This is a genomic window from Streptomyces sp. DSM 118878 (assembly GCF_052936595.1).
The window spans coordinates 3,319,697-3,338,973 of the sequence record NZ_CP193622.1; the positions used below are offsets into that span (position 1 = coordinate 3,319,697).

Annotated in this window: 9 protein-coding genes; 5 read left to right on the forward strand and 4 right to left on the reverse strand. The window is 73.1% G+C overall.

The features are described 5' to 3' along the window. The first annotated feature begins 78 nt into the window (after positions 1–78). From ACRAKF_RS14555 to ACRAKF_RS14565, 3 genes are all read left to right on the forward strand, one after another. Positions 79–1,821 carry a hypothetical protein gene (locus tag ACRAKF_RS14555; RefSeq protein ID WP_447037520.1) on the forward strand — a complete coding sequence of 581 codons (1,743 nt, stop codon included), beginning with the start codon at positions 79–81 and terminating at the stop codon, positions 1,819–1,821. 121 nt (positions 1,822–1,942) lie between these two features. Next, a complete protein-coding gene (locus ACRAKF_RS14560) occupies positions 1,943–4,480 on the forward strand; it encodes an NB-ARC domain-containing protein (RefSeq protein WP_447037521.1) in 2,538 nt (845 codons plus the stop codon). A gap of 125 nt (positions 4,481–4,605) precedes the next feature. After that, positions 4,606–6,483, forward strand: a complete 1,878-nt coding sequence (locus tag ACRAKF_RS14565) for a TerD family protein (RefSeq protein WP_447037522.1) — start codon at positions 4,606–4,608, stop codon at positions 6,481–6,483. A 28-nt stretch (positions 6,484–6,511) separates the two neighbouring features. Here the strand turns inward: ACRAKF_RS14565 and ACRAKF_RS14570 are convergent, their stop codons facing one another. Next, positions 6,512–8,434 (reverse strand): AMP-dependent synthetase/ligase, encoded by a 1,923-nt coding sequence (locus ACRAKF_RS14570; protein WP_447037523.1) that lies wholly within the window; start codon positions 8,432–8,434, stop codon positions 6,512–6,514. Between the two features lie 222 nt (positions 8,435–8,656). Between ACRAKF_RS14570 and ACRAKF_RS14575 the strand changes: the two genes are divergently transcribed. Together ACRAKF_RS14575 and ACRAKF_RS14580 are read left to right on the forward strand one after the other, a co-directional pair. Then, the gene (locus ACRAKF_RS14575; RefSeq protein ID WP_447037524.1) at positions 8,657–10,402 is read left to right on the forward strand and encodes a hypothetical protein; all 1,746 of its coding nucleotides are present in this window, start codon (positions 8,657–8,659) and stop codon (positions 10,400–10,402) included. Positions 10,403–10,554: 152 nt separating this feature from the next. Next, positions 10,555–13,779, forward strand: a complete 3,225-nt coding sequence (locus ACRAKF_RS14580; RefSeq protein ID WP_447037525.1) for a glycoside hydrolase family 2 TIM barrel-domain containing protein — start codon at positions 10,555–10,557, stop codon at positions 13,777–13,779. An 82-nt stretch (positions 13,780–13,861) separates the two neighbouring features. On the opposite strand, the gene ACRAKF_RS14585 is transcribed toward ACRAKF_RS14580, so the two are convergent. From ACRAKF_RS14585 to ACRAKF_RS14595, 3 genes are all read right to left on the reverse strand, one after another. Beyond that, entirely contained in the window at positions 13,862–15,514 is a 1,653-nt protein-coding gene (locus ACRAKF_RS14585; RefSeq protein WP_447037526.1) for a YfbK domain-containing protein, read from the reverse strand. Between the two features lie 129 nt (positions 15,515–15,643). Further along, complete coding sequence (locus ACRAKF_RS14590; protein ID WP_447037527.1) at positions 15,644–16,510, reverse strand: ABC transporter permease; 867 nt, start codon at positions 16,508–16,510, stop codon at positions 15,644–15,646. Next, a complete protein-coding gene (locus tag ACRAKF_RS14595; protein ID WP_447037528.1) occupies positions 16,507–19,200 on the reverse strand; it encodes an alpha/beta fold hydrolase in 2,694 nt (897 codons plus the stop codon). The genes ACRAKF_RS14590 and ACRAKF_RS14595 overlap by 4 nt, the downstream gene beginning before the upstream one ends. Between the last annotated feature and the right edge of the window lie 77 nt (positions 19,201–19,277).

The window sequence follows — 19,277 nt, forward strand, 5'->3', positions numbered from 1 at the left end:
CCCGCGAACCGCGAACCGCGAACCGCGAACCGCGAACCGCGAACCGCGAACCCTGCGCTGAGTGCGAGGGGGCTCGGGATGGCCGCGTCTTCCGCTGACATTCCGTTCCTGAGGGTCCCCGTCGGGCACGACGCCGGCCGCTGGAGCACGTTCCACGGCGAGCGAAAGCTGGTCGTGGCGACCCGTACCCTCACCTCGACGATCCGCATCCTGGAGACACTGCCACCCGTACTCCGCGGTGACCCCCGGGTCACGGTGGTCTTCACCCATGATCCGACCTCCGCCTTCGGCGACGGCTCGCTCGACCTGCTCCACGACTCGGGCTGTCGCGTCATGCCGTGGGATCAGTTGCCGTATGCCGACCCCGACCTGATCCTCAGCGCGAGCGAGAACATCGACGTACCGGAGGGGGACTGCCCCGTCCTCGTCCTCCCGCACGGCGTCGGCTTCCAGAAGTACGTGCCGGACTCACGGTCCTCCCGCAACCGGCTGTCGGGAGTGGCGCCCGACGCGCTCATCGAAGCGGGCCGGGCCTGGACGGCCGTATCGCATCCGGAACAGGAGCGGCAGCTGATCGCCGCGCATCCCGCATGCGCCGGACGCACCCTGCTCATCGGTGATCCGTGCCTCGACGAACTGCTCGTCAGCATGGACCGCCGTGACGACTACCGGCGGGCCCTCGGTGTCACGGACGATCAGCGCCTGGTTCTGGTGAGTTCGACGTGGGGGCCCAGCTCCCTCATCGGCCGCAGCCCCGGCCTGCCCGCGCGGCTCCTCGCCGGTCTGCCCTGGGACGAGTATCGCGTCGCGCTCGTCCTGCACCCCAACGTCTGGTCGGCCCACGGCGCCTGGTACATCCGCACGCTCCTGGCCGACGCTCTCGACGCCGGTCTGCTGCTGATCCCGCCGGTGCACGACTGGCGACCCGCGCTCGTCGCCGCCGATGCCGTCGTCGGGGACCACGGGTCCGTGACGCTCTACGGTGCCGCCCTGGGCAAACCCTTGGCCCTGGCCACGTACGGGAAGGACGCGGTACCCGGCACCGCCGGCACCGACCTGGCACGGCTCGCGCCTCGGTTCGATCCCGAGGGCAGTCCGCGGCGGCAGATCGAAGAGGTCCTGCGAGCTCACGCGGGCCGAGCGGAGCCGTACGCCTCGGTGGCCGCCCGTGCCTTCGACAAGCCGGGCACGGCGCTCGCCCGGCTGCGCACCACCCTCTACGACCTGCTCCGTCTGGAGCCGCCACCGGCCGCACCGCCGTCCCCGCTCATGCTCACGGAGCCGGACAACCCCGCGGCGCCGGTCACCTCCTGGGTGGTCGGCACCCAGATCGGCACCGACGCCACCTGCGGGACCACGGTGTCCGTCCGCCGCATCCCCGCCGCCGTCGCCGCCAACGGCGCGGTCGCCGACGCCGACGCCGACGCCGACGCCGTCCGGCACTTCTCGCATCTCTCTGTCCGCCCCGACGAGGAACGCGACCGGCGCCTGACCGAGAGCGCCTCGGTCCTGCTGGCCTCCGCACCTGCGCCGACGGCGACCGCGGCCCGCCGCTGGGTGCGTGACGCGCTCGCCAAGTGGCCCGGAAGTCTGCTGGCGGCGACCGCGCTCGCCTCCGGTGGCTGCCTGATCGGCCTGCGGGACGGCCGAACCGCGTCGGCGTCGGCCGACACCGGGAACGCCGACCCCGGGCTGGTCGCCGCGGCCGTCTATACGAGCCTCCGGGCCGGTCACCCTCCGGCCGGCGGCTCGATGACGTTGCGCGTCGGCGACACGTACGAGGTCATCCGTCTGCCTCCGTGGTCGCCCGCGCCTCCATGAGCTGCCCCCATGAGCCGCCTCCATGAGCCCACTACACAGCCTCGGTTGATCACACTACGGTTGTCGTCGACACGCAGGCTGGAGCTGGTCCGGCAGCTCGGCGGTACGTGAAGGGGGCGCGGTGGCGGTCGAGGTGGTGGCGATCGCCGCGTCGGGGGCGACGAGCACGCTGGTCGGGCTCGCGGTCACCGAGGCGTGGACACGTACACGGACCCTCGTCGCCCGGCTGTTCAGCCGGCGGCAGGACGCGACCGCCGCGGGGGACCAGGAGCTCCAGGCCGCCGTGGAGCAGTTGGCGGCGGCGCTCCGGTCGGAGGATCAGCATGCCCTGGGGGACGCCACCGACCGGCTGCGGCGCAGACTGCGCCACTCGCTGCGCGAGGAGTCGCAGGCGGCGCAGGAATTGGTCGCGCTGCTCAACGAGTTGGACGACGAGCGCGACCAGCGCGACCAGCGCGACGAGCACGACGGCAGCGCCGCGACGGCCCGGTCCGCGACGGCCCGATCCGCGGCAGCCCGATCCGAGGCCGCCCGATCCGAGGCCGCCCGATCCGCGGCAGCCCGATCCCCGGACGCGCCGGCCGCCGTCTCCTACGACGTTCCTCCTGCCCTGCGCCCCGCAGGGCCGCCCTCGGAAGTCCCCGCCCTGCGCACCCGGTTCATCAACCGGCAAGCGGAACTCGCCGCCCTGGGCGGTTCGTCGGCGGACGCCACTGCCGCCGCCTCGCACGTCGATGTGCGTGTACTCGCCGGGCCTCCCGGAGTCGGCAAGTCCGCCCTGGCCAGGCACTGGGCGCACACGACGCCCGAGCGCTTTCCCGGAGGGCGCCTCTACGTCGACTTCGCCGCGCTGCGCAACCGCGCGGGCGCCGGTGCGGACGTGACGGAAGCCGTCGGTCACTGTCTGCGGTCCCTGGGCGTCGACGACACGCTCCTGCCGCCGTCCCTGGCCGAACGGACCGCGCTGTTCCGCAGCCGGACGTCCGCACTCCGCGTACTGCTCGTACTGGACGGCGTGACGTCACCCGCGCAGGTACGGGCCCTGATCCCGCAAGGGCCCGGCAGTGCCGTACTCGCCACGAGCACCGCGAAGCTCGGTGAACTCTCCCTCGACGGCGCCCGGCCGCTGCCCCTGAAGCCGCTCGGCGCGGACGCCTCGCTGCTCCTGCTTGCCGACCGGTGCGGCGAGGACCGGATCGCCGCCGACCCGGACGCGGCACGCCGCGTGGCCGATCTGTGCTCCGGGCTCCCCGTCGCCCTCCATGTGGCCGCAGCCCGCCTGGTGAACGACCGCCGTCTCGGCCTGGCCGCGCTCGCCGCCGAACTGGAGGACGAGACGCGCCGGTTGTCCGCTCTTGATGTGGGAGGCGAATCCCCTGTGTCCGCCGTACTGAACGCCGCCTACGGGCAGCTGTCACCCGAGCTGGCACACGGCTACCGGCTGCTCGGCTGGGTCCCCGGCCATTGCTTCGACGTGGCGACGGCCGCGGCGGCGCTCGGCTCCGACACGGAGGCCGCCCAGGTGCTCCTTGACGTTCTTGAGGACATGAGCCTGCTGGAGGTCACGGACGACCGCCGTCACAGGTTCCACGGTCTCGTGCGCGCCCACGCGCGTGAGCGTGCGACGGCCGAAGAGCCACCGGGTACGGAAGCTGCCGTCGTACGAGACGTGCTGACGCACTATCTGACGCTCACGGCCTTCGCCGACCGCTCGGTGCGCGCGGACCGCACGCGCGTCGCCGACCTCCGTCTCCTCCTCGGCGAGCGGCCGGACCCGTTCACGGCGCACGGCGGCCCCCGCCCACTGGACTGGCTGGAAGCCGAGCGGGCCAACGTCATGGCGGTGCTGCGTGCCGCGGGTGCGCACCGGCTGTACACGCCGGGGTGGCAACTCGCGGAGTGCTTCACCGTGCTGTTCCTGCACCACCGGCACCTCGGCGACTGGCAGGAGTCTCTGGAGCTGGGGGCCCGGTACGCGCAGGCCGCCGTCGCCCCTGCCGCCGAGGCACGACTGCGCACCCTGCTCTCCCGCCCGCTGATGGACCTCGGCGAACACGACCGGGCGCACCAGGAACTGACGGCGGCCCTCGCCTGCGCGGAGGTCTCCGGCGACACGGTCCTGCAAGCGTCGGCGCTGGAGTTCTCCGGCCGCTACTGGGACCGGTTCGCCCCGGCCCGCGCGATCGCCGCGTACCAGCGCTCCATGGAGCTGAACGCGCAGGCCGGCGAAGCGCGCGGAGCGGCCATCGCCGCCTTCTTCCTCGGGCGCGCCCAGGACGCGCACGGCGAGACCGCGCTCGCGCTCACCACCCTCCGGCGGGCCCGCACGAGCCTGCTGTCCCTGCCCGATCCCGATCACCGCATGGCGGACCGGGCCGCCGCCGCGCTCGGCCGGGTCCTGGACCGCCTGGGCCGGACCACCGAGGCGGTGCCCGTCCTGCGGGAAGCCGCGCAGGCGCTGCGGGAGCGCGAGGCGTATGCCTACGAGGCCGAGGCCCTGCTCGACCTCGCGTCCATCGCCGAACGCCCCGGCGCCGACCGCTCCCGGCTGCGGGACGACTTGGCCAGGGCTCTGGCCATCCACGAGGAGATGGGCAGCCCCCTCACCGGGCAACTGGGCGAGCGGCTGCGCACGGCGGAAGGACCGGGCAGGGCCTGACGGCCGTTGGGTAGAACCGGAGAACCGGAGAACAGGGCCCCGGAGCGCTTCGGCGGGAGGCGTCTATTGGGGCAAATCGCCATTCAGGTTGCTGGAGCGGATGATTCCGGACCATCCTTTCGGGCATGACCGCTGCCCCCTCCCCCGTCCTCGACCTCTCCGACCTGCCCGATTACGCGTTCGAGTGGGCGCTGGTGGACGTGGAGACCTCCGGGCTCGTCGCCCGGCGGGACCGCGTGTTGTCCATCGCCGTGGTGACCATCGGGCGTGACGGGGAGCAGACCGGGGAGTTCTCGACGCTGCTGGATCCCGGGTGCGACCCCGGGCCCGTTCACGTGCACGGGCTGACCGCCGAGCGGCTGCGTGGGGCGCCCTGTTACCAGGACGTCGCCGGGGAGATCGCGGAACTGCTGCGGGGCCGGGTCTTCGTGGCGCACAACGCGCAGTTCGACTACGACTTCCTCGCGCACGAGTTCGCCCGGGCCCGCACCGAGCTCCCGGTGTCCCGGCGGCTCTGCACTCTGGCGCTCAACCGGCAGGTCGATCTGCCGGTCGCCGACATGAAGCTGGGGACGCTCGCCGTCCACTACGGCGTACCGCAGACCCAGGCCCATGACGCGCTGGACGACACCCGGGTGCTCGCCGGGATCTTCCGGGCCACGTTGCGCGAGGCGGCTCTGCTCGGGTTGCCGTTGCCGCTGGTGTCCTGCCCGCCCCGGCAGGATCCGCGGTTCGCCCCCAAGCCGTCGAAGACGCCCTGCGCGTACCGCAGTCCGGGGCGCCTGGAGCCGGGCGGCCCGCTCGTCCAGGGCATGAAGATAGCCATCACCGGGGAGACCGCCACCTCGCGGACCGAGCTGATGGCGCGCTCGGTCGCCGCCGGGCTGAACATGGTGTCCTCCGTCAGCCGGCACACCAGCGCTCTGGTCACCAATGACCTCTCGTCCGGGTCGGGCAAGGCCCGGCGCGCCGTCGCCGAGGGCGTGCCGGTCGTCGACGAGTCCGACTTCCTGAAGCTGCTGGACGACGTGCGGCTCGGCGAGCTCCACGGGGCGCCGGCGTCCACGTCGGCCGGGCCGGAGCCGACAGTTCCCGCTCCCCGCCGAGCGGAGCCTCACCAGGCCACCGGGACCACGGACCCCGCCAAGCCCCTGGCCAAGCATCGCGTCCTCGTGCTGGGCGGCACGCACGCCGAGGCCGTCGCCGCCAGGACCCGCGTCGTCGAACTGGGTGGCTCCGCCGCCGTGAACCTCTCCTGTAGCGTCACCGACGTCGTCATCCTGGCCGGTGGCGAGTACGACCGCCGGATGCGCCGCATCGCGGACCTGGAACTCCCCCGCCATGACGCGCACTGGCTCAGCAACCCGACCGCGACCGTCTCCGACCCCACCGCGTCCTCCACCCCCGGCGCGCACAGCACGGAGAGCGGGAACCGCCCGCCCGCACCGCACGTGCTGCCGCGCGGTGGCGTCGTCGACCTGCCCGCGCCGCCGTCCGGCACCCCCGCGACCCCGTGGCACCTCACCGCGTCCTGGGCCCCGCAGAGCGACGCCGAGATCGACCTCGTCGCCTTCGTGCTCGACGAGGACGAGCAGGTCAACTTCGACGAGGACTTCGTGTTCTACGGCGCCCCGGAGAACCCCGCGGGCACGGTCCGTCTCTTCACCGACGGCCCGGCCGAGCAGAGCATCGCCGTCGACCTCGCCTCGCTCCCGCCCTCCTCACGCAAGGTCGTCGTCGCGGCCGCCATCGACGAGGACGTGACCTTCGGCGACGTCGGCGCGGTCCAGACGGCCATCGCGTCCGGCAGCGGTGCCGCCCCCCTGGCGCGGTCGACCCTCGACGCCGCCACCACCGAACGGACCCTGCTCCTCGCCGAGCTCTACCGGCGCGGCCCCGTCTGGCGCTGCCGAGCCGTCGGGCAGGGCTACGACCACGGACTCGCCGACCTCGCCCGCGGCTACGGCGTCGACGTCGATGGCGACGTCGACGCCACCGGGTGAGCCGTCCCCGCCCCACAAGGAACCGAACTCACTTCCCGTACAGCTCCTCGATCTGCCGCGCGTACGCCGCCGTCACCGCTTGGCGTTTGATCTTCAGGGACGGGGTCAGGAGGCCGTTGGCCTCGGTGAAGTCGCCCTCGACGATGGCGAAGGCGCGGATGGACTCGGCCCGCGAGACCGCCGCGTTCGCGTGGTCCACCGCCTTCTGGATCTCCGCCCGCATCTCCGGGTCCCGCGCGAGCTCCGTCGGCGAGGTGTCCCTGGGGCGTTTGCGTACCGTCAGCCAGTGTTCGACAGCCTCGGGGTCCAGGGTGACGAGCGCGGCCACGTACGAACGGTTGTCCCCCACCACGATGCACTGGCCCACGGGAGCCCGGCTGCGCAGCCGGTCCTCCAGGATCGCGGGGGCCACGTTCTTGCCGCCCGAGGTGACGATGATGTCCTTCTTGCGGCCGGTGATGGTGAGGTAGCCGTCGGCGTCCAGGGCGCCGATGTCCCCGGTGGCCAACCACTCGTCCCGCAGGACGGCGTCCGTCGCCGCCGGGTTGTTCCAGTAGGAGGTGAAGACGATGCCGCCCTTGATCAGCACCTCGCCGTCGTCCGCGATGCGCACCGCCGTGCCCGGCACCGGCAGGCCGACCGTGCCGGGGCGTGGCCTCAGCGGTGGCGTGATCGTCGCGGCCGCTGACGTCTCCGTGAGGCCGTAGCCCTCATAGATGACGATCCCGGCGGCGTAGAAGAAGAGGTTCAGGTCGCGGTCGAGGGGCGAGCCGCCGCTGATCGCGTAGCGCATCCGGCCGCCGACCTCCTTGCGGATGCGGCGGTAGACCAGGAGTTCGTACAGCGCCCAGCCGAGGCGGATGCCGACGGACGGGCCGGGAGCGTCCTTGGACAGGAACCGGTTCAGGTACGCCTCGCCGAACCGCACCGCCACCCGTTCGGCCCGGTCGAAGGACGCGCCCCGGCCGATCTTCTCCGCGGTGGCCCGGCCGGTGTCGTGGATCTTCTCGAAGAGGTACGGGACGCCGACCACGAACGTCGGCCTGAACGCGCGCAGCTCCGGGCGCAGCTCGTCCGGCTTGATGCTCGGGCAGTGGCCCAGCTCTATGCGGGCGAGCATGCAGGCGATCTGGATCGAACGGCCCAGGATGTGGGCCAGCGGCAGGAAGAGGAGCGTGGACGCGGCCTGGCCGGTGATCTCCTTGAAGACGGGGTACATCAGCTCGACCGTGTTCGCGGCCTCCGCGTGCAGGTTGCCGTGGGTGAGGACGCAGCCCTTGGGACGGCCCGTGGTCCCCGAGGTGTAGCAGAGCGTCGCCACGGAGTCGGGAGTGAGCGCGGAGCGGCGTTCGGTCATCTCCCCGTCGGGGATCTCCCTGCCCGCCCCGGTCAGTTCCGTCATCGCGCCGTCGTCGAGGGAGCGGATGCGCGGGGGGTCGTCCAGGGTGCCGCAGGCCTTCTCGGCCGTGGCCGCGTTCTCCGCGGTCTCCGCGATGAGCACGCGGGCGCCCGAGTCACGGACGATCCACTCGATCTGCTCCGCCGACGACGTCGCGTAGATGGGTACGGTCTGGCCGCCCGCCGCCCATATCGCGAAGTCGAGGACCGCCCACTCGTACCGCGTACGCGACATCAGCGCGACCCTGCCGCCCGGTTCGAGGCCCGCCGCCACCAGGCCCTTCGCCGCCTCGGTCACCTCGCGCGCGAAGGCCGCCGCCGTCACCGGGCGCCACTGGCCGCCCTGCTTGCGGCGGATCACCACGGCTTCGGGGGCCTCGGCCGCGTTGATGAACGGGATGTCCGCGATGCTGCCCGTCGCCGGTCGCGCCGCGAGGGCGGGGGTGCGGGCCTCGCGCACGGTGCCGTGCTCGTCCTTGACCAGTTCGACCCGGGCGCGCTCGGCGAGGCCGCCCTGCCGTTGTGCCCTGCGCAGATCCTTGCGTACGCCCATGACGGCTCCCGGCTCTCGGTCTCGGTTCTCGGCTTCCGGCTGACTTCCCCTACTTGCCTTGCTTGCTTACTGGCTTGCTTGCTTACTGGCTTGCTTGCTTACTTTCGGGTCAACTTACCTACGCGTAAGGAAACTTGTAAGGACCTGGCCCGGTGACGTCGCCCTGGCCGCCGGGCTCACCCAGTACTCAAGCCTCAACTGACCTGCGCCGATGTACCGTGCATGACGTCTACGTACTCCTCCGGTGTCCGTGCGGCGCGGCCCGCCGCCGAGCGCTCCGTCGGCGCGCGGCTCGGGCGATGGCGCGGGCCCCTGCGCATCGGGCTCTGCCTGCTGCCCGCCCTCGCCGTCGCCGTGGCCGGCTTCCAGCGGCGGTGGATGTCGGACGACGGACACATCTACGTGCGTACGGTCCGCCAGGTGCTCGCCGGCAACGGGCCCGTCTTCAACGCCGGGGAGCGCGCCGAGTCGTCCACCGGGACGCTGTGGCAGTGGCTGCTCGTGGCGGCCGGCGCGCCCGGCCTCGACGTCGCCACGGCAGCCGTGTACGGCGGGCTGCTGCTCACCGCCGCGGGCTTCGCGCTCGCCGGTCTCGCGGCGCTCCGGCTGTACGGCGGGGACCGCCTGCTGCTGCCCTGCGGAGCCCTGGTGCTGCTCCCGCTGCCGCCGGCCTGGGACTTCGCCACCTCCGGCCTGGAGACCGGGCTCGCCACCTGCTGGATCGCCGGGGCCTGGCTCGCGCTCGTCGCGCGTCCGCGCTCCCTGGTGACGTGCGCGGTGCTGGGCCTCGGGCCGCTCGTACGGCCCGATCTGGCGCTGGTCTCCGCGGTCTTCCTGGCGGGGCAGTGGGTGACCGCGCGGCCCTCGTGGCGCGGCGTACTCGCGGGCGCCGGGGCCGCGGGCGCACTCCCCCTCGCGTACGAGGTCTTCCGCATGGGCTACTACGGGCATCTGATGCCGCTGCCGGGCGTCACCAAGGAGGCCTCGCGGAGTCTGTGGGGGCGAGGTCTCGACTACCTCAGGGACTTCGCCGGGCCCTACGTGCTGTGGCTGCCGCTGCTGATCATCGTCGCCGCCGCCCTGGCGTGCCTGCCCCCGCGCGGGCGGGCCGTCCCCTTGGCCGCCGCGAGCGTTCGGCGGCTGGTCCCCGTGGCCGCCCCGCTGGTCGCGGGCGCCCTGTGCTGGCTGTACGTCATCAGGGTGGGCGGCGACTTCATGCACGGGCGGATGTTCCTGCCGGGGCTGCTCCTGATGCTGCTGCCCGTCTTCCTCGTGCCCCTCGCGCGCGCGTGGACGATCGCGGCCGCCGGGGTCGCGGTCTGGGCCGTGGCCTGCGCGGCGGTCCTGCGGATGCCGTACGAGGGGCGGATCGGCCCGCAGGGGATCGCGGACGAGCGCGGCGTGTACGTACGCCAGAACGCCGCGGCCCACCCCGTGCACCACGGCTTCGCCGGGCAGTCCGGCAACAGGGCGTACGCCCGGCTGGTCCGCGAGAGCGTGCGCGAGGGCGAGCTCCTGGGCGAGCGCACGCTGCTGCTCGCCCATACCGCGCTGCCGGCCGCGCGGCCCGGCGTGACCGGCGTCTACAACACCCTCGGCTTCAGCGGCACCGTCATCCCGCTCTCCGGGGCGGCACTCGACCCGATCGGGCTCGCCTATCCCCTGGCCGCCCACTCCGAGAGCTTCAACGGCCGGGTGGGGCACGACAAGCGGCTTCCGGACGAGTGGATCGTCGCCGAGCGCGGCCTGCCCGGCGCGCTGCCCGCCGGCCTGGACCCCGCCCGCGTCGACGCCGCCCGGCGGGCCCTGCGGTGCGGGCCGTTCGCGGAGCTGCGGGCGGCCACGCGGGCGCCGCTGACGGCGGGGCGGTTCTGGCGGAATCTGACGGGTGCCGTGGAGCGCACCTCCTTCCGGTTCTCCAACGATCCGGTGCGGGCGGAGCGGCAGGTGTGCGGGCCGCGGGGCTGACGGGAGCCTGTCGGGGCTCGGCCGACAAGGGGTCAGGCCGCGGTCGGCGGAGCCCCGCGCAGGACGGGGGCCATGGCGTGCATGGGTCTTGTGTTGTGCGCGATTACGTCTGAAGCTGACGGTTCTTGTTGTCTTACGTTCGGAGTTGCCGCATGAGCGCTCACCGTCCGAGCCGCCGTTCCCTCCTCGCCACCGGTACCGCCCTGGCGGGCTGGGCCGCCTTCGCCTCGCAGAAGCAGGCCTTCGCCGCCCACGGGAGAGCCACCGGCGCGGCCACCGCCGCAGCAGCAGCCGCCGCGGGGGCCGAGAAGCCCGAGTGGAACGCGAACCCCCGCGTGTTCCAGGTCAACAGAGAACCCGCCCGCGCCCGCCTCATCCCGTACGCCTCCACCGCCGACGCCCTGCGCGGCGAGTCGACGAAGTCGCCCTACTACCGCTCGCTGAACGGCCGGTGGGCGTTCCACTGGGCCAAGAACCCGGAGAAGCGGCCGGTCGGCTTCGAGGCCGACGGCTACGACGTGAGCGACTGGGACCGGATCACCGTCCCGTCGAACTGGGAGATCGAGGGCTACCCGCACCCGATCTACCTGAACATCAAGTACCCGTGGGAGGGCTACGAGAAGCCCGACTTCCCCGACGTGCCCAAGGACTTCAACCCCGTCGGCTCCTACCGCCGCACCTTCATCGTGCCGCGCGCCTGGCGCGGGCGCCGCACGCTGCTCTCCTTCCAGGGCGTGAAGTCCGCGTTCTTCGTCTGGGTCAACGGCAAGAAGGTCGGCTACAGCGAGGACAGCTACACCCCGGCCGAGTTCGACGTCACCGAGCACCTGCGCCCCGGCACCAACTCCCTGGCGGTCGAGGTCTACCGATGGTCCGACGGAAGCTGGCTCGAGGACCAGGACATGATCGACCTGTCCGGGATCTTCCGTGACGTGTACGTGTACTCCGTACCGGAGGTGCACGTGCAGGACCTGGAGGTGCGGACCGGCCTCGACGGGGCGTTCCGCGACGCGGAGCTGTCCGTCGCCGTCACCGTGCGGGACCGGGGCGGGGACAGGGGCAAGGAGCGGCGGGCCCACCGGGTCGACGCCGTGCTGCACGACGCCGAGGGGCGGGTGGTGCCGGGCGGGCGGCTGGGCGGCGACGCCGTGCCCGGTGAACCCCTCCGCCTCACGGCCGACATCAGCGAACCGGCGCTCTGGTCGGCCGAGCAGCCCCACCTTTACACCCTCGTCGTCACCCTGCGGGACGGCTCCGGCAAGGCCGTCGACGTGCAGCGGACCCGCGTCGGCTTCCGGCAGGTGGACTTCGGCCCCGGCAAGCTGACGGTCAACGGCCGCCCCGTGATGTTCCGCGGCACCAACCGGCACGAGTCCCACCCCGACCACGGGCAGGCCGTCCCGGAGTCCGTGATGCTTGAGGACGTGCTGCTCATGAAGCGGCACAACATCAACGCCGTACGCACCTCGCACTACCCCAACCACCCGCGCTGGCTGGAGCTCTGCGACGAGTACGGCCTGTACGTCATCGACGAGACCAACCTGGAGACGCACGGCGTGCGCGACCGGCTCCCCGGCTCGCTGCCCGAGTGGACGGACAACTGCGTGGACCGCATCCGGTCCATGGTCGAGCGGGACAAGAACCACCCGAGCGTCGTCATCTGGTCGCTCGGCAACGAGGCCGGTCAGGGCGGCAACTTCAAGGCCATGGCCGACTGGGTGCGCGCCCGCGACGACTCGCGGCCCGTGCACTACGAGGGCATGAACTCCGTCGCCGACGTCCACAGCGAGATGTACACCAAGCCCGCGGGCGTCGAGAAGTACGGGAAGTCCGGCAACCCCAAGCCGTACATGCTCTGCGAGTACTGCCACTCCATGGGCAACAGCAGCGGCAACCTCCCCGAGTACTGGGAGATCTTCGAGAAGTACCCGAACCTGCACGGCGCGTTCGTCTGGGACTGGTGCGACCAGAACATCCGGCTGCCCATACCGGGCGACCGCAAGCACACGTACCTGTCCTACGGCGGGGACTGGAAGCCCGGCTACCCCACCGACGGCAACTTCAGCGGCAACGGTCTCGTCGCCTCCACCCGCGAGCTCCACCCGGGCATCATGGAGATCAAGAAGGTCTACCAGCCGGTCTCCTTCGCCGCGGACGACCTCACCACCGGCTCGGTCCGCGTCACCAACAAGCACCTCTTCACCGCTCTGGACGCGTACGAGCTGCGCTGGACCGTCACGCGTGACGGCGAGGAGATCCAGCACGGAACCCTGGCCGCGCCCGACGTGGCACCCGGCGCCACCGGCACGGTCCGCGTGCCGTACGAGAAGCCCGCGCGCCCGGAGCCCGGCGCCGAGTACTGGCTGAACCTCGCCTTCGTGCTGCGGAAGAAGACCGACTGGGCCCCGGCCGGGCACACCGTGGCCGTGGGGCAATACGCCCTGGCCTGGCACTCGCCCGCCCCCGCCGATCCGGAGCCGGGCACGCTGCCCCGCCTGGACCTGCACGAGGACGACAAGGAGGTACGGGTCACCGGCCGCGCCCTCGAACTGGTCCTGTCCAAGGCCACCGGGACCCTCTCCTCGTACAAGGTCGAAGGGCGGCTGCTCGTCGCGGGCGGGCCCGTGCCCCATCTCTGGCGCGCACCCATCGACAACGACATCGGCCGCAAGTACCCCGAGCAGGCCGCCACCTGGCGTGAGGCGGGCGCCAAGGCGGAGATCACCGGGGTCGACGCCGCGCAGCCGTCGCCCGGCGAGGTCACCATCGAGGTGAACGCCACGCTGCCGACCTCGCCGAAGGCGTCCACCTGGCGCACGGTGTTCACCGTCCGCGGCGACGGCGAGGTGCGGGTCAGGCACACCCTGGAGGCCGCCGACGGGCTGCCCGACCTGCCGGTGGTGGGGGCGCTGCTCACGCTGCCCGCGGGGTTCGAGCGCCTCGACTGGCTCGGGCGCGGGCCGCACGAGAACTACCAGGACCGCAAGTCCGGTGCGCTGGTCGGCCGTTACCGCTCTACCGTCGCCGAGCAGGTCGCCCCCTACCTGCGGCCGCAGGAGACCGGCAACAAGACCGACGTACGGCGCGTCGCGCTCACCGACCGCTCCGGGGACGGCCTCGTCGTCCGCGCCGACCCCGCGGAAGGGGAGCCGTTCCTGGAGTTCAGCGCCCTGCACCACACGCCGGCCGACCTGGAGGGCCCGCGCCACCCGCACGACGTGACGCGCCGCGCGGAGACCTTCCTGGCCGTCAACCACCGCCAGATGGGAGTGGGCGGCAACGACTCATGGGGCGCGCCCCCGGAGGAGAAGTACCTGCTCCACGCGGGCCGCACGTACACGTACGCCTACCGGCTGCGGGGGGCCGGGACCCGTTAGGGGCGACCGGGCCCCGTGAGGGGCGCGGGGAACTGCGCGACCAGCCACGACGGCGCCGCGGCGGTAGAACCGGCGAAGGCGGTCATCCGGCAAGGCCCGCCCCGGGTGGGATCTCCCCCCGGGGCGAGTCGGCGCTCGGCGCCCGGCCGGTGAGCCGCACGGCATGGTCGACGGCCGTGGCGAGGTCCCGCACCTGCTTCCCCCGGCCGGGCAACGCGTCCGCGCGGCGCGCCAGTTCGGGCAGGGACGGCGCCCCCGGCAGCGGGGCGGCGTCCTCGGGCGCCTCGTACCCACCGCCGCCGCGGCCCCGCAGCGCGTCCGCGAAGTACGCGGCGACGGCGGCCACCCGGAGGCCGCCGTCGGCCTGCCACAGCGTCCCCTCCAGGTCGGCCGCCCCGATCCGCCCGGACGCTTCCCGCGGGGCCCGGCTCTCCGGGTCGAGCCAGCGCACGCGTGCCGTCGCGAGAGGCCCCTCGGCCCCCTGCTTCGCACGCACCGCGTACAGCGCGGTCACCGTGTGGCCGGGGCCGATCTCACCGCCGTCCACGGAGTCGTCGCGGAAGTCCTCGTCGGCGACGGCACGGTTCTCGTAGCCGATGAGGCGGAACTGCTCCACGTTCTCCCGGTCGAAGGCGACCTGCGCCTTCGCGTCCCGCGCCCGCAGCTCGACGTGGGCCGGAAGCTGCTCGCAGAAGACCTCGCGGGCCTCCTCCGCGTCCGACACGTACGTGGTGTGGCCGTCGCCCTTGTCGGCGAGCCGCTCCATGAGGGCGTCGCCGTAGTCGCTGCCGACGCCGACGCCGAAGAGGGTGATGCCGTGCTCGCGGCGGGCGTCGGAGATGCGGTCGAGGATGCCGTCTGCGCTGGTGTCGCCGGTGTTGGCGAGGGCGTCGGAGAGCAGCACGACGCGGTTGGTCGCGCCGCGCTCCCTGCCGCGTACGGCGGTGTCGTAGCCGGTGGTGACGCCCGCTTCGAGGTTGGTGGACCGCAGGGGCTCCAGGCCGCTGATCGCCGTGTGGACGCGGCCGCGGCCGGTCCCGGCGTCGCCGAGGCGGGTCATCGGCAGGACCGTCCGCGCGGTGTCGCTGAAGGTGACGAGGGCGACGGAGTCGTCGGGGCGCAGCCGGTCGGTCATGATGCCGAGCGACTCCTTGACGAGGTCGAGGCGGCCGGGTTCGGCCATGGACCCGGAGACGTCGATGACGAAGGTCAGGGCGGCGGGCGGCCGTTCGGCCTCCCCGTCGTCATCACTCCTGGTGGCGAGGCCGACGCGCAGCAGTGACCAGCCGTCGTCGCCGGTACGGGCGCCGTCCACGCTGACCGAGAAGCCGTCGCCGTCCGGCCGGGGGTAGTCCTGGCGGAAGCTGTTGACGAACTCCTCGGGGCGGACCGTCGCCGGGTCGGGCAGCCGCCCCTCGGCCAGGGTGCGGCGCGCGTAGCCGTACGAGGCGGTGTCCACGTCGAGGGCGAAGGTGGACAGGTGGTCGGGGGTGGCCGGGGGGTCGTCAGGGCCGCCGGGGGTGGCGGCGTCGCCCTTCCCGCCGTCGCCCTTGCCGCCGTCGGGCGAGTCGGGGGCCGGGGCGGGGAGCGGTGCCGTGCCGTCGGCACGCTGCCTGCCCTTGCCGTCGGCCGTGCGGTCGAGCCCGCCGGAGCCGCCGCTGTTGCAGCCGGTCAGCAGGAGCCCGCCCGCCACTGCCGCGGCGAGCAGCCCCTGCCGTATCTTCCGGGTCCGCATCTCTCCCCCTCGCGTCGTCGGTCTTCCCGACTGTGACGCGGAAGCCCCCCCGAACGATCGAACGGGGACGTTGCGGATGGGTCTCGATGCGGCTACGGGGCCGGCCCGGCTCCGTCGCTCTTCCGGCCGCTACGACACCACGTCCTTTCGCGCGAACCCCCGGAACGCCAGCGCGAACAGCACCAGCGCGTACGTCACCGAGATCGCCGAGCCCTGGATCATGCCGCCCCATTCGGGGGTCGGCTGGATGGCGTCGGCCCAGGCGAACTGCCAGTGGGCCGGGAGGAAGTCCCGCCAGTGGCCGAGTGCCGTGACGGCGTCCAGGACATTGCCGACGATGGTCAGGCCGACCGCGCCGCCGACCGCGCCCAGCGGGGCGTCGGTCCGCGTCGACAGCCAGAACGCGAGGCCCGCGGTGACCAGTTGGGAGACGAAGATGAACGCGACGACGACCAGCAGGCGCTGCACCGCCGTGCCCGCGGGCAGCGCGCCGCCGGTGGGTATCTCCAGCGGGCCCCAGCCGTACGCCACCGTGCCGATCGCCAGCGCGACCAGCGGCAGCAGCACCATCGCCGCGGCGCTCAGGCCGAGCGCGACGGTGAGCTTGGACCAGAGCAGCCGGGACCGCGGCACGGGCGCCGCGAGGAGATAGCGCAGGGACGACCAGCTCGCCTCGGAGGCGACGGTGTCCCCGCAGAACAGGGCCACGGGGATGACGAGGAGGAAGCCCGCCGACACGAACAGCGCGGTCGCCGTGAAGTTGGCGGCCGACGCCGTGGCCGTGTCCATCAGCGTCACCCGGCCGCTGCCGGACTCGGGTGAGCCGCCGACGGCGAAGGCGATGACGAGCACCACGGGCAGGAGCGCCATGAGGGCGCCCATGACGAGGGTGCGGCGCCGCTTGAGCTGGCGGACGGCCTCGACGCGCAGGGGCAGGGTGCGGCCCGCGCGGTAGCCGGGGGCCGTGGCGCGCTCCGGGGTTGCGGTGGCGGTCATGCGGCGCCTCCTCCGATCAGGGTCAGGAACGCGTCTTCCAGGCGGCGGTGCGGGCCCACGGACTCCACCGGCACATCGAGGCGCACCAGTTCGGGCAGGAGCCGTGCGGCGGTCCCGGCCCCGGTGCCGTCGAGCCGGACCAGCAGACCGTCGTCGGCGCGGACCGCCGAGGCCACGCCGGGCAGTGCGGCCACCTTCTCGACGAGCGGGTCGGAGACGTCCTGCGCGAGGCCGACCAGGAGTGTGTCCCCGGAGCCGATGATCTCGGCGACGGGACCGGCCTGGACGAGGCGGCCGCGGTCCATGACGACGAGGTGCGTGCAGGACTGCTCGACCTCGGCGAGGAGGTGGCTGGAGACGATGACGGTGCGCCCGCCGCGCGCGTACCGGATCATGACCTCGCGCATCTCGCGGATCTGCGGTGGGTCGAGGCCGTTGGTCGGCTCGTCGAGGATCAGCAGGTCGGGCATGCCGAGCATGGCCTGGGCGATGGCCAGGCGCTGCCGCATGCCCTGGGAGTACGTCCGTACGGCGCGGGCCAGCGCGGTGCCGAGCCCGGCGATTTCGAGCGCCTCTTCCAGGTGGGCGTCCTCGGCGGGGCGCCCGGTGGCCTTCCAGTACAGCTCCAGGTTCTCCCGGCCGGAGAGGTGCGGCAGGAAACCGGCGCCCTCGACGAACGCGCCGACCCGGGAGAGGACCGGCGCGCCCGGCCTGATGGCCTGCCCGAAGACGTGGATCTCGCCCGCGTCGGGCCGGATCAGGCCCATGAGCATGCGCAGGGTCGTCGTCTTGCCCGCGCCGTTCGGTCCGAGCAGGCCGAGGACCTGGCCCTTCTCCACGCGGAAGGAGACGTCCCGTACGGCATACCGGTCGCTGGACTTCGCGTACCGCTTGCTCAGGTCCGTGATCTGGAGGGGGACTTCGGCGAGCGCCGGGTCGGGTGCGGGCGCCGTCGTGCGGCGCCGCCCGGTGACGAGCAGCGCGAGGGCGATCACGGCTCCGGCGGCCGGCAGCCACCACACCCAGGCGGGCATCGGCGCGGCGGCGGTCCGCACGCCGGACGCCGTCGGCACCGTCAGGTCGCCCTTGAGGGAGACGGTGTACTTGGCGGGCTCGGCGGGCGAGGCATAGCCGAGGTCGGTCGAGGCGACGACGAGGCGCAGGCGGTGGCCCTTTCGCACCTCGTGGTCGACGGCGGGCAGCCGCAGCTCGACGTCCTTGCCGGCCTTGGCGCCCTCGACCCGTATCGGCGCGACCAGTTGGGAGGGCAGGACGCGCTGCTTGCCGCCGGGTCCGACGTCGTAGACCTTCGCGAAGAGCACGGCGTCCTCGCCGGAGGACTTCACGTGCACGCGCGCGGTCGGCGCCCCGGTGATCCGCAGGTCTTCCTTCAGCGGCCGGGAGTCGAACTTCGCGTACTGCCCGGGGACGTCGAGGGAGACGCCGACGCCGAGCGAGGACATCTGGGAGAGGTTGCCCGCGCCGATGCCGGGCAGGCCGGAGATGGCGGGCGGGCTGGCGCCCGCCGGGTTGTCGAAGGCCTGCTCGCGTCCGCCGAGCGGCACGGCGCGCGGGTTGCTCTCCAGGCCCGGGTAGCGGTCGGAGCTCGCGCCGCGCAGCCGCGCGGCCCCGTCGGTGGAGTCCATGCCTCCGGTGCGGGTGACCCGGAACGCGGGGCCGGTGTCCGCGCCCTTGTCGTCCTTCAGGTAGCGGTCGAACCACGTGGTGACGCGCTGCTCCACCCGGTCGCTCTCGCGGTCGCCCCCGTCGTGGCCGCCCGCGATCCAGTCCACCTTCACGGGCGCGTGGTTGGCGCGGACCGCGTTGGCGATGGCGTCGCCCTGGCCCAGCGGGAAGAGGGAGTCGGTCTGTCCCTGGACGAGCAGCGTCGGCACCTCGATGCGGTCGCCGACGGCGGCCGGGCTGCGCTCGGCGAGCAGCTTCCGCGCCGCGTCGTCCGGCTTCCCGGCGACCGCGACCCGGTCGTACATGGCGCACAGCCGCTTCTCGAACCGGTCGCAGCCGCCTCCGGCGTTGATGAACGTGCCCGCCCAGAGCTTCTTGAAGACGCCTTGGGGGAAGAGGGCGTCCGCGAGGTTCCAGTACGTGATCTGGGGGGCGATCGCGTCGACCCGGCGGTCATGTCCGGCCGCGAGCAGCGACACCGCTCCTCCGTACGAGGAGCCGGTGACGCCCACGCGCGGGTCGCCGTCCTTGTCGAGCCGCACCTCGGGGCGCTTCGCCAGCCAGTCGATCATCTTCGAGACGTCGGCGACCTCGCCCTTGGGGTCATTGAGGCCGATCTTGCCGGTGGACTTCCCGAAGCCGCGCGCCGACCAGGTCAGGACCGCGTACCCGTCCTCGGCCAGGCTCTCCGCCTGCTCCCGCACGTCGTTCTTGCTGCCGCCGAAGCCGTGGCCGATGAGGACCGCCGGGCGCTTGTCCTCGGGGTCGCCCGCCGTGAAGTACGAGGTGTCGATTTTCGCGCCGCCGGTGTCGAGCGTGCCGTCGGCCCGGTGCACCGCGGGCCCCTCGTCCGAGGCGACGGCCGTCCAGGTGCCCGCGCCCGCGAGCAGCACGACGGCGGCCGCGGCGGCGATCAGCCGGCGCGGGCCGACCCTTGTGCGTCCGGGGCCGCTCTCGGGCCCCGTCCCCGTCCCCGTCCTGGGCCTGGGCAGTCGTAGATCCATGACGTCAACCGTACGGGTGAGGACTGACAGCCGGGGCAACCGGCGGACTGAACTGTGCGCCCTCCCGCGGGAGTACG